A 25991-nucleotide genomic window follows, 5' to 3' on the forward strand; every position below is an offset into this window, starting at 1 on the left:
GTGATATCAAGTTCACCTCATTCTATCTGGCATTTTTCTTTTCAATCTTCTTCATTCGTCTTTCGATATCAGTCGATGTTCTGAAAATCAGATGCACCGGCGTATTCGTCAGATCGAATTCATTTCTCAGACCATTAATCAAATAACGGCGGTAGTTCTCAGGAATACCTTGAGACTTGTTTGAGAAAAGAAGGAACGTTGGAGGAGATGATTTAAGCATTGAAGCGTACTTCACCTTAAAACGAACTCCATTTGTTTTTCTCACGATCACCGGATTCTTCTCAGTAAGGCTTAAGAAACAACGGTTAAGAGCACCAGTTGGGATCTTACGGTTACGGATCACGATCGTGCGCTTAAGGGCCTCACGAAGGTAATTGATGTTACGGTTTTTCTGAGCAGAAATCGTCACAAGCTGACAGAAACCAAGCCAAGGTACATCGTCCTTAAGGTTCTGCATCCACTCTTTCTTTTTCTTCTCGTTAGCAAAAGTCTCTTTTAACAGATCGATCTTGTTCAGACACACGATCAACGACTTCCCTTTTTCAAGGGCGATATCGATCAGACGTCTGTCCTGGTGAGTAATACCAAGAGTAGAGTCAATCATGAACAACACCACGTCAGATTCTGTGATCGAACGAAGCGAGCGGTATACCGATTGAGTTTCAATGAAACCTTCAACCAGTTTCGATTTACGAATACCGGCCGTGTCTACGATCTTAATTGAGCGCCAACGATTTACTTCTTTAGCGTGCTCAAGATTTTCAACTTCCTCTTCAGGATTGTTCCAGTTCTTTTCAATCTCATTAACGATTTCAGCTTCCGTATAATAATCCGTTCCTGTATTCGATTCATCGAAACTGAAGTCTCCTGAGGCCGCCACTTCTTCATCCGAAGCATCGTCTTCAAAAGTTGATTCTACAGTCTGACCAAATTCAACATAGATTTTCTTCTCTTCTTCAGAAAGATCTTCTTCGTCCTCAGAGATGTTAAGATCCACATCACCTGATTCCTGGAAGCGCTTAAGCTCATCAAAGATCTCAGTGTTGTCCTTACGGAAAGGATTGTCTCTTGTAGAGAGCATTTCAACATCTGGACCGAAGTATAGATCAATATAACCTTCGATTGGATCAACTGTTGTTCCTGCGATTTCAGAAACCAGCGCTCTTTGAGCACCCACAAGACAGTTTAGAAGTGTTGATTTACCAGCGTTCGGAGCTCCGATGATTGCCACAGAAGAAACTACGTCATTACGAGGCTTCACACCTGGCTGAAGATAATCGCTAGCAACACTAAGAACTTCTTTTTCACGGAAGCTCAGGGCCTTTTTAACAAGTCTTTCACGGATGTCATAGAAACCACGATTGTGTTCCGCTGACACTCTCATCATGTTTTCTTCATCCAGACCCAGGTTATAGAAATCATACTGATCCCCTTCCTGTTTCTCAGTGTCGAACTTATTCATGATAAGCCAGAAAGGCTTACGAGTTGATTTAATGTAATCGCAGATGCCTTTATCAAATGGAAGCAGTCCTTCACGAACGTCCACCACGAAAAGAACCAGGTCCGATTCATCAATTGCAAGTTTCGCGTGATCGGCCATGATATTGAAGAATGGATCGATATTGTTCTTTTTCTTAGGATCAATTTCGATTTTGTCCGGATAGAAACCACCGGTATCAACCAGGATCACTTCTTCTTTATAAGCTTCACCATCAATTGCCTCTTCCAGAGTCATGATGCCGTAGTGACGGTCACGAGTCACACCTGGCTGGTCGTGAGTCATGGCGAGGTGTTGTTTTTTCATCAGTCGGTTGAAGATGGTACTCTTCCCGACGTTAGGTCTCCCGATGATGGAGACCACCATTGATCTAGTGCTCATTTATTTTTTCCTCCACACGCGGGCAGATTTCTGCGTTCTAGGAAGACCGATCTCATCCAGCACGTAGTTATTTGTCATCCATTTCGGCGATACTTTTACGTGAAGGTTAAGGTGAACCTTACCGCCAGTCATCGCTTCAATTTTCTTTCTGGCATTCATGCCAATTTCTTTAATGATTGAACCACCACGGCCAACCACAATCGCACGCTGAGAAGGACGGTTCACAAGGATTGAAGCTGAAATATGAGCTTCAGGAGCAGCGTCCTCGTCTTTCTTACGTACGTCTTTATATTCATCAATTACAACTGCGATCTCATAAGGAAGCTCTTCTTTAAGAAGACGGAAGGCCTGCTCACGGATGTATTCAGTGGCGAAGAAACGCTCGTTCATGTTCGAAGCGTCTCCACCTGGATAAAGGTGCATAGCACTTGGAGCTGCGTCCTGGATGGCACCAGTTAGCTCGTGAATATTGTGGCCGTCTTTTGAAGAGATAATGAAATGCTTTTCAATTGATGGACAAAGTTCCTGCATCTTAACCAGAGTCTCACCCAGGTTAAGCTCTTCTTTTTTAACCAGATCAGCTTTTGTGAAGATGATCCAGGTTCTAGAAAGTGGTGCTTCGAAATTTTTAAGGAAGTCTTTGAACTCGCCAAGGATGTTTGTTGTTAGGTCAACCAGCACGAAGTTAATGTCGACACCTTCAGAACCCATTTGGGCCTGACCATTCATACGACGGTTAAGTTCTTGAGAAGTTGAGTGAACACCCGGAGTGTCCACCATTACCACTTCTGTGCGGTCAATTGTGAAAGCACAGTGGAACTGGTTACGAGTTGTTTGAGGCTTAGAGCTTACGATTGTAAGATCAAAACCAAGGAGATGGTTAATGAAGGAACTTTTTCCAACGTTTGGTTTTCCAAGTACGGCGATCATAATCGCTTTGTTATGCGGGTGTTGGTTTTCAAATAGCATATTATCTCCTTAAATATTTCCTTTCTTTAATACAACGCTAGCGAGTTCTCTTTCACCGATTTTCTTGGAGCTAAATACTCCACGGGCCGTCACTTCATCATTGATCCACAAAGTGATTTCAAACTCGTCACCTTTTTGTTCAGCGGTGTAACGAGGTAGCTTTTTATAAAGTGCCAGGCTCTTCTCTTGAAGTTTTGATTTAGCATCAAAATCATCCAGGAAACCGGCATCAAAAGCAGTTGGTACAAATTGATTTAACCAGCCAAGGTAAAGAGTCTTTGCGAACTCCAGACCGTGGTGACGGTAAACCTGAGCAAGAAGCGCTTCAAAAGTATCGGCCAGAACAGTCGCCTGTTCATACAGACCTTTCTTGTATTCACCCTTCCCAACGATGATGAGTTCATTCAAACCTAAACCGCTTGCGATATTGGCGAGAACTTTTTCATTCACCATGGCACTTCTTAATTTCGAAAGCCTTCCTTCTTTTTCCTCTGGAAAACGACGGTACAACTCATCAGTTAGAATTAACTGAAGAACCGCATCTCCCAAAAATTCCATCTGCTCCTGATGAGGAACATTGAACTCATGAGAAAATGAAGTATGAGTAAAGGCCTGAGACAATTCCTTCAGCGGCATCTTCAAGGAATGCTTGGTCATGAAAATCTGAAAATCTTCGTGAAGAAGAACCTGATGGATGAGCGTTGCTTCTTTCGAAGTGTAGAGCTCGTTCAGAAGTTGATGTAAGCGAGGCCGTGACATAGATCACCTAAGGTCGTCTATCTCGCTCCCACGGAGGAGTGAGCAAATTAATTAATGTGAAGCATTTCTAATGGTTTTGAGCTGCTTTCGCAATAACCATGGGATACTATGCAAAATTTTACAATAACGCAACCCGGAACCTGGCCTTAATTAGCCTGAATTTCAACAGTTACGGCCCTTACCTTATTCCCAAAGTCTCTCCTCCTCATTAAATAACTGGTTCTAAATTTATGAGGAGGTTTATGAAGTACTTCGCTCTCTTTTTCTTGTTTATTGTTTTTGGTGCTGAAGCCGCAAATATTCTTTCGGCCAGATTGGATTCGGATCAGAAGAATCTCTTAATCGACGTGGCCTACAGTGGTGGTTGTAAGAAACATTACTTCTCACTCAAAATGGATGAAATGTGTCTTGAGACCTACCCCGTTCAATGTGCGGCGGAATTAAAAGAAGAAATCGAAGATGGTGAAGATTACTGTCAGGGAATTATTCGTCATCAGGCGGTTTTCTCTCTGAAAAAGCATAAACTTCATGATGAGTACTATCGTGGTTCAAAACTCACGATCTACAACAAGAAATCTAGCTTCTCGATTAAACTACCTTAGATCTTGATTCGAGCATTGGCCTTGCGGAGACGTTCGGCCAATGTCTTTACTAAAATCTCTAACCATTTTGGATGTGATTTGAAGATACCGTCGATGGTCTCCTGGGGTATTTCAATTAATTCACAAGGAGTCACTGCCTTCACAGTAGCACTTCGGGCCTCATGATCCAGGAAAGAAATCTCTCCCACCAGTTCACCACTATAAATATGACCTAAAACAATCTCTTCTTTTCCACGCTGCTTGGTCACAATCAGTTGACCTTTTTGCAGCCAATACATGCTGTTTGAGTGTTCACCCTCTCGAAGCAGGATTTGGTTGGCAACTAAGAAGAGCTCCTTGGCCATTAGTGGTCACCCACCGCTTGTAGATATTCAGAATAAGTTCCAGGATAGAAACGCACTCCACCCTTATCGACTTCGGCCACTGTCGTCGTTACTTGTTTTAAGAAGTGACGGTCGTGGGATACGATCATGATCGTACCTTCGTAGTTTTTAAGAGCTTCTACTAATACTTCACGTGAACGAATGTCCAAGTGGTTGGTAGGCTCATCCAGGATAAGAAGGTTACAAGGGTTAGTAAGGATACAGGCAAGAATCAAACGGGATTTCTCACCACCCGAGAGTACCGAAACTTTCTTATCAACGTCATCCCCTCTGAAAAGGAATGCGGCCAGAAGGTTTCGCATATATCCGTCTGATTTATCCTTCACGCGGTATCTAACTTCATCAAAGACAGTGTTCTGAGGATTTAAGACATCCATCGAGTACTGAGAAAAATAACCCACATGAACGTTGGCACCGACAGTAGCTTGACCTTCAGTCGCCTCAGTCATGCCATTGATAATTTTTAAAAGAGTTGATTTACCAGCACCGTTCACACCCACAACCGCTACGCGGTCCAGACGCTTCACGAGTCCTGTAACTCCAGAGAATACTTTCTTCTCCTTGCCCTCAGGTGTTACCCAAGTCTTCGCAAGGTTTTCCATTTTCACCACATCGTTACCTGAACGTGGCGGCTTCGGGAATTCGAAGTTAATCGCTTCGTCTTCCGGCATCACTTCAATACGTTCGATTTTATCTAATTTTTTAACACGAGATTGAACCTGGGCTGCGTGAGAAGCACGGGCCGCAAACTTCGCGATGAATTCTTCTTCTTTCTTAAGCATCGCCTCTTGGCGCTCAGAACTGGCGATCAATTGCTCGCGACGAATATTTCTTTCTTTCTCATAGTAATCGTAGTTTCCAGAATAAACCGTGATTGTCTTATGGTTTACCTCTACGATTTTCTTCACCAGACCATTCATGAATTCACGATCGTGACTTGTCATGAATACGGCACCTTTGAAGTTCTTTAACCATGATTCAAGCCAAACAATCGACTCAACATCAAGGTAGTTGGTAGGCTCATCCATCAGGATAAATTCCGGACGTTGAGCAAGAACTTTCGCCAAAGCGATACGCATTTTCCAACCACCTGAGAATGATTCTACCGGGCGCTGCTGCTCATCAGGCATGATACCAAGACCAGTCAGAACTTCTGCTGCTTGATACTCGATATCGTAACCACCAAGTTTTTCAAACTCAGTTTGATAGTCACCTAATTTTTCCAGCATCTCATCCGAGTACTCCCCGTCTTCCAATGCTTTTTCAATTTTTGAGATTTCAGTTTTTAGGAATCCAAGACGAACGTTTCCGTGAATTACTTCTTCAAGAGCGCTGCGACCTTTAAGCTCGCCAACGTTTTGCGAGAAATAACAAACTCGTAAACTTTTCGCGTAATCGATTGTTCCTGCATCTGGACGTTCTTCTCCGACGATTAGTCGAAACAAAGAAGTTTTACCGGCACCGTTTGGTCCCACTAGACCGACTTTTTCACCTGGACCGATGAAAAAAGAGCCATTTGTATATAGGACTTGCCCACCATAATTTTTGGTTAAACCAGAAACAGTAATCATGAATTCCTCCGAAGGCCCAAGAGTAGCGTTTTTCTTGTACATATCCAAGCTTTTTTCGTAATATACGTACATATGGAATGGAATCTTTTAGATAAACAACAAGAGTTTTTAAAACTTCTCGAGCGCCAAGGAAAAAGCTTCAATACGGTCAAGAATTACAAGGCCGACTTGCAGTGTTTTAATACGTTCCTGATTGATAAGCAGGAACATTTAAAAATCAAATCCTTCAGCTCCACTCAGGTTCAAGAATATTCGCGCTACCTGGATGATAAGTACGGTTCACCTAATTCGGTGAGACGTCGTGTTCAGGCCCTGCGCCTGTTTTTTGATTACCTCTTGGGACAGAACTTGTTCCCGGAAAATCCTTTAAAGAAGATGGCAGTGTCGCCTAAGGTTTTAGATAATCCTGAACCCACTCCCTTTCCGGAAGTGATTAAGACCTACAAGCTTCTGAAAAAACGCATTAAGGAAACAGAAGGTCTGCAACAGCTGGTGAATGCCCGAAATGTTGTGATCTTTCATTTGATTTACGGTGCGGGCCTCAAAGTATCTGACCTCGCCAAGCTTAGTTTCGGCAGTATTTTAAAAGACAAGAACGATTACCGCGTTATGGTGGAACACCCTAAGCGTGATCCATACTCAATTCCGCTACCAGAGATCTTCAATAAGGATTTTGTCTTTTATAAGAACCGCTTATTTGAATATCAACGTAACGAAGAGCTTGAAATGGAAGAACTTCTATTCAATGCTAATCCTTACAAAATTCTCTCTGGTGGACTTTCTCCTCGAGGAACCGAGCTTTTTTTTGAAGAGCTTCGGCGTGAGATGAAAACCGAAATGACCGCGAAGTCACTCAGACAATCATGCATTTTTAAATGGCTTAATATGACAGTATCTCACACAACAATCAAAGAATGGTTGGGTGTGACTCCAAGTTACTCACTAGAACTTTACCTTGAGGAACTCAAAAAAGATCCAGCAGGAAAAGTCTTTCAAGACCTCGAGGTAGAAGATGACCAATGAAGAATTGATCCAGGAAACATTTGAACTAGCAAAAGAAGGTCTGGGAAATACCTGGCCCAATCCAATGGTGGGTGCAGTGATTGTTAAAGACGGCAAAGTAATTGGCCGCGGTTATCATCATAAAGCGGGCCAGGATCATGCTGAGATAGATGCTATTAAAAATGCGACTGAGTCTGTTGAGGGCGCCACTCTTTATGTGAACCTTGAACCTTGTTGTCATACCAATAAAACCACTCCTCCCTGCGCTCAGCGCTTAGTTCAGGAGAAGATCAAAAAAGTCGTAATCGCAAACCTTGATCCCAATCCTCACGTGAACGGAAAAGGTGTGGAGATTTTGAAACAAAATGGCATTGAAGTTGAGCACGGGATTCTCGCAAAAGATGGCGAAGCTCTTAACGAAGTCTTCTTTACCTCTCAAAAGCTTCAGCGTCCCTTCATCCATTTGAAGATGGCCTCAAGTCTTGATGGTAAAACATCTCTTTCAACTGGTGAGTCTCAATGGATCACGGGACCTCTTGCCCGTGAGCGCGTGCATGTGCTTCGCTCTCAGCATCAGGCAGTGATTGTAGGAGCTGAAACAGTTCGCAAAGATAATCCAAAGCTTAACGTTCGTCTGGAAGGTTACTCAGGACCTCAGCCTCTTCGTATTGTTTTCACTCAAAGTGGAAAACTTCCGAAGGATGCTCTTCTTTTTACGGATGAGCTCAAAGATAAAACATTGATTTATACTTTCTCTCCTCTGTCTTTTGATTTTCCAAAAGACCAGGTGATTCAGATAACATCTCTTGAAGAAGCGATGAAGGATCTATATCAGAGGAAGCTCATGAACTTACTTATGGAAGGCGGAGCGACGCTTGCCTCGAATTTTATTATTGAAAACCTGATTGATCGAATCACTGTGTTCCTGAATCCAAGTTTAATTGGTTCTGGAACCTCCCTCTTAGGTGATTTAGGTCTTTCAAATTTGGAAGGACGACCTCGTCTTAAAAACATTGAGACAAATCTCATTGGTGAAGACATCTTCATCTCAGGTCGCCTGACATAAAGGACATTTATGTTTACAGGACTTATTCAGGAAGTTGGAACCATTCAATCAGTAGTGAGTAACGCTGAAGGAAAGGAATTCATCATTCGCGCTCCTGATCTTATTAAAGACATTCAAATTGATGACTCCGTTGCCACTAATGGTGTGTGCTTAACCGCCACTAAAATTGCCGGCGATACTTTCAAGGTCCAGGCCATCCACGTGACTTTAGAGAAGACCAGCATTGGTTATTTAAAGACCGGTGATAAGGTGAATCTTGAACTTTCACTTCGCCCTCATGACCGTTTAGGTGGCCACTTTGTTCAAGGTCATGTGAATGCTCTCGGTAAAATTAAAAAAATTGAGAAGATCGGGAATAATTGGGAGATCGAAGTTTCTTTCCCCAAGGATCTCCGTAAATACATGATATCAGAAGGCTCCATTGCTCTCGATGGGATCAGTCTTACAATTGCGAGATTAACTAGTGACACTTTGACCGTCGCTATCATCCCGCATACCCTAGAAAAGACTTCATTATCCTCTAAAAAAGTTGGTGATCACCTGAATTTAGAGGTAGATATGATCGCTAAATATATCGAGAACTTCCTGCGTTTTGATAAAGATTCCCGCAAGGAAGAATGGGCAAAAAACTTTTTTGACGTGAAGTATGAAGACTGAAACACAAAGACCTCTTGATAGCATCGAATCAGCGATCCAAGATCTAAAACTTGGAAAGATGATCATCGTGGTTGATGACGAGGACCGTGAGAATGAAGGTGACTTCATCATGCCGGCCGAAACCATTACCGCTGAAGCAGTTAATTTTATGATTACTCACGGACGCGGACTTCTTTGTGCTCCAGTAACTCAAGAGATTGCTAAACGCCTGGAACTTCCACTTCAAGTTCAATCAAATACAGATTCAATGGGAACTGCTTTTACAGTGACCATCGATGCAAAAATTAAAGGCTCTACTGGCATCTCAGCTTCTGATCGCGCTCGTACGTTGAATATCATGACAAGCCCTGAGACAGAGGCCAGTGCCTTCACACGCCCTGGTCACATCTTCCCTCTTATCGCAAAGAACGGAGGAGTTTTAGAACGCACGGGCCACACTGAAGCGGCGGTTGATTTCTCTCGACTTGCTGGGTTTGCTCCGGTGGGAGCGATCTGCGAAATCATGAATGAAGATGGCTCAATGTCTCGCCTGCCCGACCTCTTCAAGCTTGCCGATAAACATAATCTCAAAGTTGTTTCGATTGCTGACCTTGTGGAATACCGCAAACGTCACGAAAATTTGATTTCATCAGTCGAGAGCATTCCATTCCCGAACAAGTTCGGCGAATTTCAAATGTTTATTTTTCACTCGGAACTCTTGAAACAAGAGCACGTTGCCATTGTTAAGGGAGATCTTGAGAAACTAAAGAAAGACCCCACTCTCCTTCGTGTGCACTCTGAGTGCTTCACGGGAGATATTTTTGGATCATATCGTTGTGATTGTGGCGATCAGTTGAATAACTCGATGAAGATGATCGAAGAAAACGGCTCAGGTCTCGTGGTCTATCTTCGCCAGGAAGGTCGTGGTATTGGTCTTTTCAATAAAGTGAAGGCCTACCAGCTTCAGGATCAGGGCATGGACACCGCGGAAGCGAATTTACACTTGGGTTTCCCTGTAGATTCTCGCGACTACACCATGGCCGCTCAAATTCTTCGTTACTTCAATGTAAGCGACATCAAACTATTAACTAATAATCCTCAGAAAATTGAGGGTCTCTCTAAACTTGGCTTCTCAAAGATTCAACGTGTTCCTCTTGAGATCAATGCCAATCAAAAAAACGCTCAGTATCTTCTCACCAAGAAGACCAAGCTTGGGCATTTATTAAAACAAAACCTTTTAAATCAATAAGTGAGCTCTGTATGAAAATCGAAGGATCATTAAACGCTTCAAAACTTAAAGTTGCTATCGTTGCTGCTCGTTTTAACGAGTTCATTGTTTCAAAACTAGTGGGTGGCGCTCATGACTGTCTTAATCGTCACGACATTCAATCAAGCAATGTTGATGAGGTTTGGGTACCAGGTGCTTTCGAAATTCCAGTTGCCGCTTTAGCTCTTGCTGAATCTGGTAAATACGATGCGATCATTTGCCTTGGAGCAGTGATCCGCGGATCTACATCTCACTACGATTACGTTTGTTCTGAGACTGCTAAAGGCATCTCTCACGTAGGTCTTAAAACGAAGGTTCCAACTATTTTCGGTGTGGTCACTACTGATACAATCGAGCAGGCCATTGAGCGTGCCGGTACAAAGGCCGGAAATAAGGGTTGGGACGCGGCCATGGCGGCGGTTGAGATGGCCAACCTCCTCCACAAGCTTCAAAGTAAGTAGAAGCTTTTTTTGACACTGCCAGTCAATTAAAATTATCCCTTTAAAATTTGCTATTTTGGTCCGTTTTCCTTATGATGCCCACTCTCTCTATTGCGTGAGGATGCAGGCTCCCTGTGGAGAGATTGATTATTATTGTTTCCTGCTAAATGCCTAAAGGAGAAATTTATGGCAAAAATCGACATGGGGCGCTCACGCTTCAAAATTCAACGTCGTCTAGGTGTTGAACTTCCAGGTCTTGGTAAGGCCGGTGCTCTTGAAAGAAAACCATACGGTCCAGGTCAGCACGGTATGCAACGTAAGAAGCTATCGGACTATACTGTTCGTTTGATCGAGAAGCAAAAAGTTATGTTCAACTACGGTCTACGTGAGTCTCAACTTCGTAACTACGTAAAGAACGCTAAGAAAATTAAGACAGCTTCATGGGTTGATACAATGATCATCAATCTTGAATCACGTCTTGATAACGTTATCTTCCGTCTTAACTGGGCTCCGTCTACTCCAGCTGCTCGTCAGATGGTTACACACAAGCACATCAAAGTTAACGGTAAGACTGTTAACGTTCCAGGCTACCAAGTTCAACCTAATGACGTGATCGAAATCACTGATAAAGGTGCTAAGTCTGGTAACTACCTTCAAGCTAAAGTACGCCCTCGTATCTCTTCAGTTCCAGCTTTCCTTTCTAAGGAAGCTTCTGGTGAGAAAGAGAAAGCAAAAATGGTTTCAAAACCACTTGCTGAAGACATCCCATTCGCTTTCGAAAAGCGTCTCGTGATTGAGTACTACTGGAAAGTTAAGTAATTCTGATTCTTCCAATGAGAAGGGCCGGGAAACCGGCCCTTTTTTTTTGGCTAATTTGTAGAATCAGAATTGGTCTCTACAGTTAAGGTAAGACCTTCGGTGATATCCGTTCCATTGGTTGAACAGACACGAACAGAATATATTGTCTCTGGATCAAGACCACTCAACACATAGCTTGTCACATTTCCTACGTTAACTGCACCAGAACAATCAGCAGGTGGAGTGCTTCCAAGGGCCATCGCCACAAGATAGCTAGTAGTCGTTGACCCAGTTTTCACCCATTCAAGTGTAATACTGTCTGTATCCGGAGTCGCAACAAGATCAGTCACATCAAAAAGTTTTATGTTATTACGGTAAACGTACACGCCGCCGGCCGACATACATGAATTATCAGAACTAGATGTAGTGCCATTCGTGATAAAGTTCTGACAACTTGACTCATCAGAGGCACCAACCACGAGAGTGTCCCCCTTAAAGGACACAGACGCGCCAAATAGATCTCCGGGGAAATCCCCTCCCGCAAGCATAAGACCATCGTTATTGCTGGCCTTGATATAGGCACTCTGCTCCCAGTCAGTTCCTAATCGCTCATAAACATAAACAGCACCGCTATTTGTTAATGATGTATCACTGCTTGCAGAACCTCCATTTGTGATGATCCGCTGATTACTGTCTTCACCTGGAGCTCCCACCGCCAGAAATCTTCCATTAAACGCAACTGAAGAACCAAAGCTTTGCGAGGCAAGGCTATTTACCGGTTTAATGTAGGCCTCTTGGGCCCAAGTTGTTCCTGTTCGTTTATAAACATAAACAGCACCCGCGTTGGGGTTAGAATTATCAGAGCTTGAAGTCGACCCATTGGTGATAGAAGTATCGGAACTTGCTTCCCATGGAGCACCTACCGCAAGATAATCACCTTCCAGCGATATGGCACTTCCGAAACCATCACCTGCATCATTATTCGAAGCCTTTATATAGGCCTCTTGCTCCCAATTTTTGCCTGACTTTCTATAAACATAAACAGCTCCGGAGTAACCATTTGTGTTATCCAAACTACTGCCTGTCCCATTCGTGATAGTAGTCTCATTACTGCCTTCATTTGGAGTTCCAACAGCAAGAGTATCTCCATGTATTGATAGTCTTTCACCAAATTTATCACTTGCTCCGGCATTGCTTGCTTTAATAAAAGCAGTCATATCCCAACCGGTTGTGCGCTCATAAAGATAAACAGCTCCAGATTCACTCAAAGTATTATTAGGGCTGGCAGTTGTTCCATTAGTAATGGTCGTCTCATTACTTGATTCCCCTGTGGCACTTACGGCCAGTATGCTTCCATGAAGAGAAACCTGACTTCCAAAGTTATCAAAGTTATCGGCATTGGCGGCCTTAATGTAGGCCTCTTGCTCCCAGGTTGTTCCCGTTCTCTTATAAACATAGACCGCACCTGTGCTATAAGTACTTTCATCAGTTGAGGCGGTGTTACCATTTGTAATCGTGGTTTGATTGCTGCCTTCTCCAGTGGCCCCGACAGCTAAAAGATCACCATGAAGGGAAACACTTTCTCCAAATAATATATAATCAGCATTATTGACAGCCTTGATAAAGGCCTGGAGCTCCCAAACTGAACCATTACGTTTATAAACATGGACAGCACCTGAACCACTACTGCCACTAGCTCCCGGAGTTGGTCCTGAAGTCGTAATCGTATTCTGATCAGTTTCATCCCGCGAGACACCTACAACAAGAGTATCTTCACTTAAAGAAAGGACCTCACCAAAACCGTAAATATCGGGCGCATTACTAACCTTGATATAGGCCTCTTGGTTCCAGCCGTACTCAATATAGCTGATTGAATTATCAGTTGAAGTAGAGGCCAGGTTAGTCACACCATTTGGTCTGGCCACTTTACCTGCACCGATTGTAGGAATGATTGTCCCTTGCCCGGATACTGTTACAGCAGTTATTTTGAAGTTTCTGTCGTCACCACAATTATCAATTTGCCATGTCAGATTCGCACCGCCACTTCCAGCATTACTGATATCAGCTGCAGTGAATGTGGCAGGGTTAATCACGGATGAGAAAGTCACTTTATAAGAAAAGCCGGCAGCAGTGACTGGCTCACTCACAGGAGTGAAAACACAGCTTCCTACTGTTTCAGAAACTGATTGCTCAACGGTCACGGTTGGCTTCACAACATCAGAAGGAGTGGCACTGAAAGTCACACCACTTGTCACAGTTGAACCATTCGTAGCACATAATCTAAACGAGTATGTTGTTCCGGTAGTTAGTCCATTCACAACATAATGATTCACATCACCTGCAGAGATGATTGTTCCAACCGAACAACTTGCAGGGGCCACACTTCCAGCTTGATAAGAAATAATATAATTATTGGCCGTAAGAAGTTTTGCCCAATCGATCGTGACTGAAGTTAATCCAATTGAGGATGTTACTCCGCCCAGCTCCAGTAACTCTCCATTGAAGCGATAAATGTAGACCGCGCCGGAGCTCTCACTTGCATAATTATAAGCAAAGCTAGAGCCATTGATGACAGTATTTAAATCGTTTGAGTCTCCAGGCGCACTAATGGCCAGAGTATCCCCACTCAAAGAAACGGAGTACCCGCTTCCATACCAGACTTCATTAATGGGAGACTTAATATAAGCAGTTTGTGCCCAGTTGGTACCCGTGCGCTTAAACACATACACGGCCCCAGAATTTTCAGTGGAGTTATCTGCACTCGCACCTGCGCCTTTCGTAATTGTATTTTGATTACTGTCTTCCTCAGGAACACCCACCACCAGGTAATCACCTTGAAGATCAAGAGCAAAACCAAATGAATCAAAGGCCTCGCTGTTAGAGGACTTAATGTAGGCCTCTTGTGCCCAATTACTTCCAGTTCGCTTATACACATAAACAGCTCCGGAATTCTCGGCCGAGATGTCTGAACTTGAGCCTGTGCCATTCGTTATTGAGGTCTGATTACTGCTTTCATAAAGTGAAGTCACAACAAGTGTGTCTTTGTCGAGAGCAATGACTTCACCAAACTGATAATATTCAGTAGAATTTGAAGCTTTGATAAGGGCTTCTTGCTGCCAAAGACCCGCAACTCTGCGGTAAACATAAACAGCTCCGGAATCTTCACGTATATCATTTGTCGGAGTGTCCGATCCGTTAGTGATGATTGTTTCAAAACTATCTTCCCAAGGTGATCCCACTGCAATCGTGTCATTACTCAGGGCCACCGTGGTACCAAAATAATCATACTCGGAATTATTCCCTGCTTTGATATAGGCTTCTTGTTCCCAGTTCGATCCTGATCTGTAAAATACATATACTGCCCCCGAATCTTCCATCGAGTTATCAGTAGTGGCCGTTGGGCCATTCGTTATGGTGACTTGATCACTGTCTTCTTGATCAGCGCCTACGATAAGAGTATTGCCATCAAGAGCAACGGAGTGGCCAAAATTATCATTATTCTGACTATTGCCTGCCTTGATATAGGCCTCTTGGGCCCATTCATTGCTTACTTTGCGAAAGACGTAAACTGCACCGACGTTGAATCCAGAATCATCCATACTGGCAGAAGATCCGTTTGTGATGACATTTTCGGGACTTCCTTCGCTGGCCATGCCAACTGCCAAGGTGTCACCGTCCAGGGAAATGACTTTACCAAACTGCTTCCAAACAGTTGCATTCGGGGCCTTAATATAGGCCTCTTGGGCCCAGTTCACACCCGAGCGCTTATAAATATGAACAGCACCAGAATTTTCAAGATCATTATTAGATGTAAAAGTAGGACCGTTGGTGATGATATTTTGGTTGTTATCATCGTATTCACCTCCGACCGCCAATGTGTCCCCACTAAGTGAAACACTCATTCCGAAGGAATCATATGATTCATTATCCAACGCCTTGATATACGCCTCTTGCGACCAACCAATTTGCGCAAACAGAACCACGTTATCAGTTGCAGTAGAAGCAGAGTTAGAGTTCCCTACTAAGTCCTGAACGCTTCCAGCAGCGATATTTGGAATGATCGTTCCGTACCCATCAATTGCGGTCGTCTTCAACATAAAGACCGTGTTTTCATGACAGTTCGTGAGTGTCCAGTTGAGAGTAGTTGCGCCACCTGTACCTGAATTGGTGATATCAGAGAGATCAAAGGTGCCGTCGTTAATGGGTTTAGAGAAAGTGATTTTGTATTCAAATCCAACCACATCAGTAGGATCAGTAGTGGCATTGAAAGTACAACTTCCAATTGTTTCCGCCACGGCCTGATTAATAGTCACACCCGGACCACTGATTGAGAACGTGATCGAGTTATCGACTGATGTGGATAGTGAGTTTCCGTTTCCAGCACGATCTGTAAAAGCATTTGCCGGCAGATTTGGAACGATTGTCCCATCTCCCATCACGGCGATAGATGACAGCATGAAGTTTTGATTATCTCCGCAACTCGTGACCGACCATTGCAGAGTAATATTCCCTCCAGTTCCAGCATTCACAAAATCAGAAGGAGTCAGAGTGCTGGCAATGATGGGTTCAGAGACCTGAACTCTGTATTGCAAGTTAGAAGTATTCGTTGGATCCGAAGCAGCAGTAAATGTACAAGCGCCGACAGTTTGATTGATGGACTGCTCGATTGTCACTGTTGGAGCGACGGTATCATAATTAATTGTATTATCTGTAGAAGTAGATGCTGTATTGAGGTTTCCTGCGAGATCTTCCACTACATTGGCATTGATAGACGGAATAATCGTTCCATCTCCGGAAACACTCGCAGCACTTAAGCGAAAATTTCTTCCGTCTCCACAACTGGTGATTGTCCAACCAAGAGTAGAACCGCCTGAACCACTATTTGTGATATCGGCATTGGTGAAAGTAGACGAATTAATTCTCTCCGAAAAAGTCACTCGATAAGAAAAGCCAGAAGCTCCCGCATAACCATTCGCAGTCGTAAAAACACAACTTCCAACAGTTTGATTACTGGCCAGATTCAGAGTTACTGAGGGCGACAAAGTATCCACCGTCACTACGTTATCCGTAGTGGTAGAAGGTTTATTCCCATAATTGGTGAGTGATAAAGCAGAATCGCGAGCAAGAGTCGGAACAACGGTTCCATCAACTCCCACCGCAGTCACGGCAAGTTTGAAGTTCTGATCATCACCACAATTCGTAAGATTCCAGACAACACCACTACCCGTTCCGCTATTATTAAAATCGCTCACATCTAAAGTAAGTGGATCAATAACTTCGGAGAAAGTGACTCGGTATTCGAAATTCGCGTTTTGAGTAAAGGCCGGAGCAGCAGTAAAAGAACAAGATCCAACTGATTCAGAAACGGCCTTATTGATCGTAACCAATGGTCCAGGCGTGCTGATGAATGAATCTTTGATTGCAATGTTGATCTCGTTACAGCCCGCTAAGAGCATAAACAACAACACATATATAGGCCAAATCACTAATGACATGGCAGATGTATCGGCATTCATTCCAACTATATTAATAAGAACTTAAATAATAAATCTTAAGATTAACTTTTGTGCCTTTATTTAACAGGAAAGAGCTTTGGTGGACGGCTTTTTGCTTCTCGAGCTCGGGCCTCTTTTTGAGCGGTTTCTTCAGTTTTAAAGGCCAAGACATGTGAAATATTACGGTTAATTCCCATTGGAGGTGGAGCTAAATAGTATGATTCGAGCTTCTGAGAAACGCAGCCTTCGAGTTTCGGATCTTGAAATTCATTCTTTGTGATTTTGGCCGATGAGATTTTCCCATCCTCTTCTACTTTGATTAAAACAGTCAGACTTCCTTCCGTTACCTTCGGCTTGGAATCTAAAAGAGCAAAATAACACTGCTGCAGATCCTTAGCGTTCTCACGTATTGTTTTAACTAAAACCTGCTCTTTGTATTCCTTAGCGAGCTTCCCATCAATCGCAGTTGTGGTCGCAGGAAGAGCAATCTCGTTGTTCTTTCTACCGACAATAAAACCAGTAAGAATCCCAATGACTCCCACCAGAACAATAATGACAGTGATTTTGAAGTCTAGCTTCATTGATTATCTTGGGCCTTCTGAGCGTTGATTTGAGAGTGAACATGCTCTCTCATAGCGCGAAGAGTATGGACTGATTTTTTGATATACTCATCGGCCTTCTTGAGACGAGTAATCTCTTCTGCAAGTTCCGGATGATTACGAGTGAGCATGGTAAGAGCACGAGAAACCGACGCATCGATAATCGAAAACGTGTTGGCTAGATCATGGATGTATTTGCGTGTTTCGTCGTGATTCATGAAAGACCTTTATGGTTAAGGGACCCAAATGGGTCCCTTACTATATGATCTTAGAACGGTTTGTAGATTGCTTCAAGACAAAGAACAGTAGCATAGATACCCGCAGTAATAGGTACTGCTGCGATGAACTTAAGCCACTTAGTCTCTTCTTTTAAGTGCATGTAGTAATAAGCAACGATGAACGCCTTACCTACTGCAAGAAAAGTTAGCGCTGAGCCTTTGCCGAACTTAGAAAGACCAGGGATCTCTGCTACCCAGATTTCAATTACAGTAAGAACAGTAAGAAGCACGAAGATGAAAAGATATTCTTTCTTGTGGCTCTTATGCTCATGAGCGTGAGCTGGGGCATGGCCGTGGTTATCTGACATGGATTACTCCTTAGTTGAAGGACGATTAATTAAAAGTCCAACATCAATCATTAATTGGTTTACACTGTTTTCATCAAAGGCATAGTAGCCACGAATGCGGTTCTCACCATCAACCAGAACGATCTTCTCCGTGTGGGCGATCTCCATAATGTTCTGAACATTATTTTCTACGCCTACTTTGAAGCCATCACGGTAAAGCTTGAACATTCCCTCTTTGTCGCTTCCAGTTAGGAAGGTCCATGTATAAGGATTGGCATCGTGCTTACGGGCCAAATCAAATAGAACTTTTTCATTATCGTATTCAGGATCAACCGTGAAAGTAACAATTGCCACCTTCTGGCCGGTACCACGAACACGCTTCTGAATCTTTTCAAGGTCACCCAGCATTTTTGGACATACTGAAGGACAACGAGAAAAGATAAAATTCGCGAGATAAACTTTTCCTTTAAGGTCCTTTGAACCGAAACGTTGACCGTTTTCTGAGATAAGCTCAAACTCCGGAACCTGAGCAATCACCGGAAGTTCAGGTGGAAGCGTACGGTTCATCGAGCGGTAAATCGGATAAGAAAAACCGAACAACAGGAACAGTACCCAGAAGATTTTAGAACGAACGAGGTTTTCCACCACGTTCGTTTTACGAATATATTCAGGATTAGCTGTTGTGCTCATAGTTTACTGCTTATTAACTTTATCCATTAGAGCATTACGCTTGGCCTGGTCAGCACCTGTATCACGTAGGTCCTGAACATAGTAAGCAAGTGCCCATAGTTCTTCATCAGTCACTACGTCTTTCCAACCTGGCATACCTGAACCAGTTACACCGTACATAAGACGTTGAACGATTGAAGGTACGTCCGTGATAGAACGAAGTGAGTGATAAGTGAAATCTGGTGGAAGAACTTTGTAGTTATACTCACCGTCTTGAACTTTAACCTGATAAATGTCAGAGCCAAGCTCGATCGTTGTACCCATTTCTTTCGCCCAACCGTTGATCTCTTCTTTCGTAGCGTAACCACGGTGACACTGAGTACAAGCTGCAGTTACGTGATAAACCTTACGACCTTTTTCGATCGCCTGATGACGATAAACTTCGCCGAATGGATCAGCAGGAAGCTCGATTTTAGTTCCAAGAACTTTATCTTTACCTTCCCAAACTGCTGGAGCGAAAGTCTTGATGTACTGGATAACAGCATCTAGACGCTCATCCGAGATGTCCCAAGGAAGCATTGCTGTCCCTTTAAGACCGTGACGAATGATACGAGCGAAATCTTCATCATGCGGAAGTTCGCCGTAAGCAGTCCAAGGGAATTTATAAAGCCCTTGAGTGAAGTCACGTGGAGGTGGAAGAAGACCTTTAGAAGCAGGACCATCACCTTTACCCGAAGCTCCGTGACACTGAATACAGTATTCAACGTAAGTCGTGTAACCAAGGTTAAGAGTCGAAGCTTTTACCTCTTTGCCGGCAAGAATTTTGCTTTCCTTGAACGGCGCTTTCTCTACCACGCACGCAGTAGATAAGAGAGCTACAATTGAAAGTACGATTAGTTTCATCGTCATATTCCTTTATAAAACAAATAACATTAAATACATCAGTAACCAGATGACGCCGAGGAAGTGCCAGAACTTACCCACGTTAACGAGCTTTGCTTCTGTTAGTTCTTCAGGCCTTCTGAAAATATAGCGCCCAAGATATAGAAGAGTCATAAGAGCTACCACGATGTGACCAGCGTGAAGCCATGTGAAACCGTAAACCATCGATGGAACTTGTCCGTTAGAAACCAGGATTCCAGATGCAGCAAGTGCGTTCCAAAGAACGTACTGAAGAACCAGGAACAAAATCCCTAAACCGAAAGTCGCCCACCAAAAAGTCTTACGCTTCTCTTCTTCCTTCTCCATTTTAAAGTATGTGTATGAGCTCAAGGCCATTACTAAAGTACTTAAGAAAGGAAGGAGCTTTGGCATGTTCTCAATCTCGACCGGTGGCCAAGTTGGAGCATTAAAGCGCGCAAGGAAGTAACCCAGGAACAGAGTTCCAAACAACATACCGAAAGTGATGAGGGTAACCGTCATCGCCACTGTATTTTGAAAACGTTTGTATTCGTTCGCTGGGTTCTTCATCATAAATTACGCCTTAACTAGTTCCTCAGTCTGATATTGGAAATCACGACCGTCTGGAAGATTTGGGTTACCAAGCTCGTGCGGTCCACACTTCACATGAGGGATCTCAAGGAAGTTATAGTGAGGCGCTGGAGATGGAATTTGCCATTCAAGTGTTCCTACATTCCAAGGGTTTGCCGGGGCAGCAGGATAGTTCTTGCTGAACACAGTCTTGAAAAGGTTATAAAGGAAGATGAACTGAGCAAGGCCCATAGCTACTGCTGAGAAAGTAATGAACTGGTTCACAGGAATTAGCTTGTGCATGAATTCATAAATGAACGGGTTGTAAAGACGACGGTGCATACCGGCCCATCCAACCATCATCATACCCATGAAGATCCCGTTAAGTGGAAGCATTGTTGCCCAGAAGTGAATCTTAGCAAGACGCTCATCCATCATTCTCCCGAACATCTTAGGGAACCAGAAATATGTTCCTGCGAAACCACCAAGAAGAACTGAAGCGGCCATTGTGTAGTGGAAGTGACCAACTACGAAGTATGTATCGTGTAAGTAAAGGTCGATTGAAGTCGAAGCAAGGTATAGACCTGTAAGACCACCAAGACCGAATACGAATACTACGCCAAGGGCGAAAAGCATTGGAGAATCAAAACGGATCGATCCTTTCCAAAGAGTTCCAAGCCAGTTAGCGAAGAAGATCGCGGACGGGATTGAAATTAACATGGTCAAGGTCATGAATGACTGAGTCAGAAGTGGAGACATCTGAGTCGTGTACATGTGGTGACCGTAAACCACTGTTGAAAGAATAGTGATCGCTGAAAGAGAAAGAGCTGTCATTTTGTAACCGAAAGCTGGCTTTCTAGAGAAGAAAGCAAGGATATCAGAAACAAGACCCCAAGCTGGAAGAATCAGAATGTACACTTCAGGGTGACCGAAGATCCAGAACACGTGTTGGAAAAGGATCGGATCGCCCTTACCAGATGTAGCAGCTGCACCGGCAAGGAAGAAAGTTGTACCGAATACACGGTCAAAAGTAAGAAGAAGAAGACCAGCACCTAGAACCGGAACGAAGATTGCGTTCAGGATAGCTGTTAGCCAAAGACCCCAGATTGTAAGAGGCATTTTGAAGTAGCCCATACCAGGAGCACGAAGTGTGATTACAGTTGTGATGTAGTTCACAGCACCCATAGTAGAAGAAACACCAAATAAGAAGAGAGACAATAACCACAATGTCTGACCAACGCCTGGCTGACCAAGGTTAGTAGATAGAGTTGGGTAAGATGTCCAACCACCCGCTGCAGCTCCTAGAGGTAAGCAAAGTGAGCCAAGAAGGAGAACCCCAGAGGCCATAGCAAACCAGAAAGAAAGCATGTTCAGAGTTGGGAAAATCATATCTCGCGCACCAATCAGGAGCGGGATACAGAAGTTACCAAGGAATCCGGTCAGGATCGGTGTAATCGCGAAGAAGATCATGATCGTACCGTGCATTGTGAAAAGCATCGCGTACGTATCAGGAGGAACGACTCCGTTAGTATGAGGGAAAAGAAGGTTACCAATAACTGGGAATGGTACACCCGGGTAAGCAAGAGTCCAACGGATGAGAAGGGCCATAAGACCACCCACCATCAGGAAGAAGATACCGTACCAAAGGAATTGTTTACCAATTACTTTATGGTCATAAGATACAATGTACTTTGACCAGAACGACGTTGGAGCGTCGTGAATGTGTTGTTCAACGAAAGCCATTATTTACTCCCCCACTGCCAACCCCAACGAAGATCCATGTTCTCCGTATCGTTAGTAGCGATTGCACGTTCTTGAGATTCATTTGTCCAGCGCTCGTAGTCTTCAGCCGAAAGAACAGTTAGCTGAGCTTTCATCAGATAGTGGTGGTTACCGCACATCTCTGCACAAGCGATTTCGAATTTACCTGTTTTGTTTGTATCAAACCAAAGCTTCGCGAAACGACCAGGGATCGCATCGGCCTTGATTCTTGCGTTCGGAAGGTAGAAAGCATGGATCACATCTTTCGATGTCATCTGGATCATTACTTTTTTACCAACTGGAACAACTAGGTTGTTAAGTTCAACAACGTCATCCGCTGTATTGAACTCGCCATCCTTACCAGCATGACGGAAGTTCCATGCCCATTGCTGGGCCAGTACTTGAACCTTGATTGTATCAGGATCATTTTCTGGGAAGTTCCAGAACACTTCTTTTAAGTCACGAGTAGAAACTTTCGTGATCACCATATCTACTGAAAGGAATACTCCTAGACCGATAGCGGCCGTAAGTAGAAGGTGCTTCTTTTCATTACCGTGAGTGTAAAGCGGTTTTGCGTGACGCTTTTTCGAGTAAAGAAAAGAGAAACCGAAAATACCAAAACACACGAGAGCGAACCAAAAAATGTTCACGTACGTAGTGTAGAAGAATAGCCACTCAATTAAGTGACCCGTACTAGAGATGTCTTCCGGTGGACTGATACGCTGCCAGAAACCCATAGACTCTTCGGCTTTAACGATGAGTTCGGTCCCTGTTGCGATCATACCGATCAGACGTTCAGAAAATGAAATGTCCATCTCACAACATCCTGAGAAAAGATTAATAAAAGAAATAGAGTTTAACGTGTTGAATTGTAACTTAATTTGTAGGGTTCATCTACCCTTAAAACCATAAAAATTAGCGAAGGATAAGAAGGACTCCGAGGAGTAGTGGTAGATGGAAAAGTGTTGCGAAAAAGTAGCTTCTCGCCCACTCGTTAAAGCTTTGTTCATCTTTGGCTTTCCATCCGGTGATGGCGAATCCTAAAAGTATGATCCCGATCATTAATGCGGCCCAAAAATAACTTTGCCCACGCCAATCACTGAAGGCAGGGATCATTCCGTAGAGCATAAGGATCAAGCTATAAATAAAAATGTTCGTTCGTAAAAATTCTTTCGAATGAGTCTGGGCAAAGGTCAGGAAGTGAGCATTTCCGTATTCATTCTTCCGATAGAGACTGATCGCCATGAAATGCGGAATTTGCCACAGAAACAAAAGTCCAAATAAGTAGAGACCAGGCCCACTGACTGAATTTGTCACAGTGGTCCAACCCATTAAAGTTGGAAGAGCTCCAGGTACAGCACCAACATAAAGCGCGTACGGAGTTTTGGTTTTCATTGGCGTATAGATATAGATGTATGACAAGGCCGAAAATAGGCCTAAAAAAGCCGTTAATGGATTAGCGCTCCATATTAAAACCAGAGTTCCAAAAACGATTAATCCCCAACCCCAGTAAAGGGCCACTGCGGGCGAAAGTCGGCCGGCCGGAAGAGGCCTGTCTTTGGTTCTTTCCATCAAAGCATCCAGATCTTTTTCGAGATAGCAGTTGATCGATAAACTTCCTGCGGCCTGAAGCCAGATACTAATCAAAGAAATGAAAAGAAGAATGAGATTCATCTGAATCGGAGCAAGAAACACCCCTACTAAGAGAGTCACCACCACTAGAACTGTGAGTTTTGGTTTAAAGAGATCCATTAAATCATTCAGATAAGTCGGAACAGCTTTTCCAAAAAAATGAAATTCATAACGACGAAGACGAACAATTAAAAAGAGCAAAACACAGAATGAAAAAAGGGCCGTGGTAAAATGATACACAATCATTTCCCGACTGGCAGAGCGACCCATTTGAAGTCCCAATAGTAATTGAGTGACCATCAAACCAAGTCCCACGATGGCAGACCATTTCCACTTTGGAAGATTTTTAATCAGATAACTAAAAACAAAAAGTCCGGTGATGGTAGTCACGACTCCGAGAACCCGATGCATGATCGAAAGGCTTCCGGCATAAGGAATAGTGGACTGAAGTTTCCAGCACTCCCAAAATTCCATCGTCGACTCACACTGAGCTAATAGAGATGATTTTCTGAGAATTCCACCCAGGAAAAATTGCACGACCAATAAGAAGAGAAAGAAGCCCACTACATCTTTGATTTTTGGGTTCCACTTGCTCTTTAAACTTTCGTCGTATTCGAGATGGTGAGTACCTTCGAGCGAAGATAAGAATAGAAGAGAGAAAACCAAGTGAAGGATCGTCGTGATCGTTGGCAGTTTATAAGCGAAAGTCGCCCAACCAAGAAGTGACTGAAGAATAATCAGAAATAAAGGTAGAAGTGCCTTCACTTTTAATTCTTTAAAACGAACAAAGGCCCACACGATACTTCCGATTCCCATAATTCCCGCCAGAAAACGGTGAAGGGATTCATAGAAGGCCGGACTCATCATTTGGGGGAGAAATTCTCCATAACAGAGAGGCCAATCAGGGCAAACCAGAGCAGTTTTTAAGACCTGTAATTGAGCACCAACTAAAAGAAGACAGATCGTTCCGAGATAAAGGACGTAATAGAGAATGTTCATGCGAACCAGTGATAGAGCATGAAATAAACTATCACTCCAGTCACTGAAACATACATCCAAATGGGAAATGTAATTTTGGCGATCTTTTTATGACTCTCCCACTCCTCTCTGAAAGCGTGCCAGAAAGTTTTAAGAATCATCGGCACCATGACGGCCGCGAGGATAATGTGTGGGAAAAGGATCAGGAAATAAACCGTCTTAATCCAACCAAGGTCCGGGAACTTTTTCGACGGAACATGATAGTGATAGATCAGGTAGCTTGTTAGGAAAGCGGCCGAAACAACCAGGGCCGAAAACATCAACTTCTTATGCAGTTCTCTCTTACCTTGTTTGATTGCAATGTAACCAATTAAGAGAAGAACACCTGCGATGGTGTTTAGAAAGGCATTAAGGCTGGGCAGATCCTGAACTGTCATGAGCTTCTTTCAAAGCGCGCTGCTTTTTAATCAAACGGTAGATAATAAAGTAAGGAATATAGATCGCGAGAATGAATAAGGCCAGAATCAGTGTCGTATTTGAGTCCTTCCCGCCTTGCGTACTGCCAGCGCAGTACGGACAAGCGAGAAGGTCTGAAACGAAGAAAAGGCTAAAGAAAAATACGAGTGTTTTATTCATTATAAAAGGTAAACGAAAGTGAACACTAGAATCCAGACTAGATCTACGAAGTGCCAGAACAAGCCTAGGATCTCAAGACGGTTGTAATCACCGTTGTCGTAGTTACCCTTACGAGCATTTAAGTATTCACAGATTAAGTAACCAACACCTGTTGCCACGTGAAGACCGTGGAAACCTGTGATGAGATAGAATGTAGAACCAAATAATGAAGTACCGTGCTTGAAGCTGTTAAGAGTAATGCCCTGGTGAACCAAGTGAGTGTACTCATAGGCCTGGATACCAAGGAAGATTGCTCCACCACAGATAGTAACTAGTAGCCAGTTTAGCATTGCTTGACGGTTACGTGCTTTACAAGCGTCAATGGCAAGAACCATAGAAACTGATGAACAGATTAGAAGGAACGTAGCGATACCTGAAAGGAAGATACCAAGGTGTTCAGCAGGATTCGGCCACTCTAGTTTAGAACGAAGAACTGCGTAAGCAATTAGGAAACCAGAGAACGACATACCGTCGGTCACTAGGAAAATCCACATTCCAAGTTTACCAGGAGTCGCTTTTCCGAATTGAGGATCAACGCCACCGATTAGAGGGTTAGAAGGATGATGAGCATCATGTGCATGACCGGCCATAAGCGAACACTCCGAGAAATAAAAAAAGATAATAAATTTGTCGTCATTGTACCGAAGTCAGTTACGAACCGCAACCTTAAGACCAAAGAAGAATTTGAAATTATTCACGAACGACTAATTGCGACAAGTAATTTGCGAGCTGGGCCAAACAAAAACTGCTCTTAATCATCTTTCTAAAAAACAAA

The 25991-nt window shown here is 43.4% G+C and carries 25 protein-coding genes; 7 read left to right on the top strand and 18 right to left on the bottom strand.

Annotated features, from left to right (window positions below):
• Nucleotides 1-22: 22 nt before the first annotated feature.
• The 3 genes from SOO65_RS13925 to rnc are packed head-to-tail and all read right to left on the bottom strand — an operon-like array spanning nt 23 to nt 3607.
• Entirely contained in the window at nt 23-1879 is a 1857-nt protein-coding gene (locus SOO65_RS13925) for a ribosome biogenesis GTPase Der (RefSeq protein ID WP_321391187.1), read from the bottom strand.
• Nucleotides 1880-2848, bottom strand: a complete 969-nt coding sequence (era, locus tag SOO65_RS13930) for a GTPase Era (protein WP_321391189.1) — start codon at nt 2846-2848, stop codon at nt 1880-1882. It abuts the gene before it with no gap.
• A 9-nt stretch (nt 2849-2857) separates the two neighbouring features.
• Complete coding sequence (gene rnc / locus SOO65_RS13935; RefSeq protein WP_321391192.1) at nt 2858-3607, bottom strand: ribonuclease III; 750 nt, start codon at nt 3605-3607, stop codon at nt 2858-2860.
• A gap of 242 nt (nt 3608-3849) precedes the next feature.
• On the opposite strand from rnc, the gene SOO65_RS13940 reads away from it, so the two are divergent.
• Nucleotides 3850-4209 (top strand): hypothetical protein, encoded by a 360-nt coding sequence (locus tag SOO65_RS13940; protein WP_321391194.1) that lies wholly within the window; start codon nt 3850-3852, stop codon nt 4207-4209.
• Here SOO65_RS13940 and SOO65_RS13945 read toward each other — a convergent pair.
• Nucleotides 4206-4553, bottom strand: coding sequence for a Crp/Fnr family transcriptional regulator (locus SOO65_RS13945; RefSeq protein ID WP_321391197.1), 348 nt, complete (start codon nt 4551-4553; stop codon nt 4206-4208). The two genes, SOO65_RS13940 and SOO65_RS13945, sit on opposite strands and share 4 nt — an antisense overlap.
• Nucleotides 4553-6163 (bottom strand): ABC-F family ATP-binding cassette domain-containing protein, encoded by a 1611-nt coding sequence (locus tag SOO65_RS13950; RefSeq protein ID WP_321391200.1) that lies wholly within the window; start codon nt 6161-6163, stop codon nt 4553-4555. Before SOO65_RS13950 ends, SOO65_RS13945 begins: the two co-directional genes overlap by 1 nt.
• A 72-nt stretch (nt 6164-6235) precedes the next feature.
• Between SOO65_RS13950 and SOO65_RS13955 the strand changes: the two genes are divergently transcribed.
• The 6 genes from SOO65_RS13955 (at nt 6236) to rpsD (ending at nt 11393) form a co-directional block, all read left to right on the top strand.
• Nucleotides 6236-7186, top strand: a complete 951-nt coding sequence (locus SOO65_RS13955; RefSeq protein ID WP_321391203.1) for a tyrosine-type recombinase/integrase — start codon at nt 6236-6238, stop codon at nt 7184-7186.
• Entirely contained in the window at nt 7176-8231 is a 1056-nt protein-coding gene (gene ribD, locus SOO65_RS13960; protein WP_321391206.1) for a bifunctional diaminohydroxyphosphoribosylaminopyrimidine deaminase/5-amino-6-(5-phosphoribosylamino)uracil reductase RibD, read from the top strand. The genes SOO65_RS13955 and ribD overlap by 11 nt, the downstream gene beginning before the upstream one ends.
• A 9-nt stretch (nt 8232-8240) precedes the next feature.
• Entirely contained in the window at nt 8241-8888 is a 648-nt protein-coding gene (locus SOO65_RS13965; RefSeq protein ID WP_321391209.1) for a riboflavin synthase, read from the top strand.
• Nucleotides 8878-10116, top strand: coding sequence for a bifunctional 3,4-dihydroxy-2-butanone-4-phosphate synthase/GTP cyclohydrolase II (locus tag SOO65_RS13970; protein ID WP_321391212.1), 1239 nt, complete (start codon nt 8878-8880; stop codon nt 10114-10116). Before SOO65_RS13965 ends, SOO65_RS13970 begins: the two co-directional genes overlap by 11 nt.
• A gap of 11 nt (nt 10117-10127) precedes the next feature.
• Nucleotides 10128-10595 (top strand): 6,7-dimethyl-8-ribityllumazine synthase, encoded by a 468-nt coding sequence (gene ribH, locus SOO65_RS13975; RefSeq protein ID WP_321391215.1) that lies wholly within the window; start codon nt 10128-10130, stop codon nt 10593-10595.
• Between the two features lie 165 nt (nt 10596-10760).
• Nucleotides 10761-11393 carry a 30S ribosomal protein S4 gene (rpsD, locus tag SOO65_RS13980; RefSeq protein ID WP_321391218.1) on the top strand — a complete coding sequence of 211 codons (633 nt, stop codon included), beginning with the start codon at nt 10761-10763 and terminating at the stop codon, nt 11391-11393.
• Between the two features lie 50 nt (nt 11394-11443).
• Here the strand turns inward: rpsD and SOO65_RS13985 are convergent, their stop codons facing one another.
• The 13 genes from SOO65_RS13985 to SOO65_RS14045 form a co-directional block, all read right to left on the bottom strand.
• The gene (locus SOO65_RS13985) at nt 11444-16888 is read right to left on the bottom strand and encodes a fibronectin type III domain-containing protein (RefSeq protein WP_321391220.1); all 5445 of its coding nucleotides are present in this window, start codon (nt 16886-16888) and stop codon (nt 11444-11446) included.
• Between the two features lie 56 nt (nt 16889-16944).
• Entirely contained in the window at nt 16945-17448 is a 504-nt protein-coding gene (locus tag SOO65_RS13990; protein WP_321391223.1) for an AgmX/PglI C-terminal domain-containing protein, read from the bottom strand.
• A complete protein-coding gene (locus SOO65_RS13995; protein WP_321391226.1) occupies nt 17445-17684 on the bottom strand; it encodes a hypothetical protein in 240 nt (79 codons plus the stop codon). Before SOO65_RS13995 ends, SOO65_RS13990 begins: the two co-directional genes overlap by 4 nt.
• 50 nt (nt 17685-17734) lie before the next feature.
• The gene (locus SOO65_RS14000) at nt 17735-18052 is read right to left on the bottom strand and encodes a cytochrome C oxidase subunit IV family protein (protein WP_321391229.1); all 318 of its coding nucleotides are present in this window, start codon (nt 18050-18052) and stop codon (nt 17735-17737) included.
• 3 nt (nt 18053-18055) lie between these two features.
• The gene (locus SOO65_RS14005) at nt 18056-18721 is read right to left on the bottom strand and encodes an SCO family protein (protein WP_321391232.1); all 666 of its coding nucleotides are present in this window, start codon (nt 18719-18721) and stop codon (nt 18056-18058) included.
• A gap of 3 nt (nt 18722-18724) precedes the next feature.
• Nucleotides 18725-19603 (bottom strand): c-type cytochrome, encoded by an 879-nt coding sequence (locus SOO65_RS14010; protein WP_321391234.1) that lies wholly within the window; start codon nt 19601-19603, stop codon nt 18725-18727.
• 12 nt (nt 19604-19615) lie between these two features.
• Nucleotides 19616-20173: a cytochrome c oxidase subunit 3 gene (locus tag SOO65_RS14015; protein WP_321391237.1), complete on the bottom strand. Its 558-nt coding sequence runs from the start codon at nt 20171-20173 to the stop codon at nt 19616-19618.
• Nucleotides 20174-20176: 3 nt separating this feature from the next.
• Nucleotides 20177-21913: a cytochrome c oxidase subunit I gene (locus tag SOO65_RS14020; RefSeq protein WP_321391240.1), complete on the bottom strand. Its 1737-nt coding sequence runs from the start codon at nt 21911-21913 to the stop codon at nt 20177-20179.
• Nucleotides 21913-22746 (bottom strand): cytochrome c oxidase subunit II, encoded by an 834-nt coding sequence (locus tag SOO65_RS14025; RefSeq protein WP_321391243.1) that lies wholly within the window; start codon nt 22744-22746, stop codon nt 21913-21915. The genes SOO65_RS14020 and SOO65_RS14025 overlap by 1 nt, the downstream gene beginning before the upstream one ends.
• Before the next feature lie 100 nt (nt 22747-22846).
• Nucleotides 22847-24562 (bottom strand): heme o synthase, encoded by a 1716-nt coding sequence (gene cyoE, locus SOO65_RS14030; protein ID WP_321391246.1) that lies wholly within the window; start codon nt 24560-24562, stop codon nt 22847-22849.
• Complete coding sequence (locus tag SOO65_RS14035; RefSeq protein ID WP_321391249.1) at nt 24559-24978, bottom strand: DUF420 domain-containing protein; 420 nt, start codon at nt 24976-24978, stop codon at nt 24559-24561. Before SOO65_RS14035 ends, cyoE begins: the two co-directional genes overlap by 4 nt.
• Entirely contained in the window at nt 24950-25177 is a 228-nt protein-coding gene (locus SOO65_RS14040; RefSeq protein WP_321391252.1) for a hypothetical protein, read from the bottom strand. Before SOO65_RS14040 ends, SOO65_RS14035 begins: the two co-directional genes overlap by 29 nt.
• Nucleotides 25177-25806 carry a cytochrome c oxidase subunit 3 gene (locus tag SOO65_RS14045; protein ID WP_321391255.1) on the bottom strand — a complete coding sequence of 210 codons (630 nt, stop codon included), beginning with the start codon at nt 25804-25806 and terminating at the stop codon, nt 25177-25179. The genes SOO65_RS14040 and SOO65_RS14045 overlap by 1 nt, the downstream gene beginning before the upstream one ends.
• Nucleotides 25807-25991: the final 185 nt, after the last annotated feature.

Source organism: Peredibacter starrii (assembly GCF_034259205.1).
In the GTDB taxonomy this organism is placed as follows: domain Bacteria; phylum Bdellovibrionota; class Bacteriovoracia; order Bacteriovoracales; family Bacteriovoracaceae; genus Peredibacter; species Peredibacter starrii.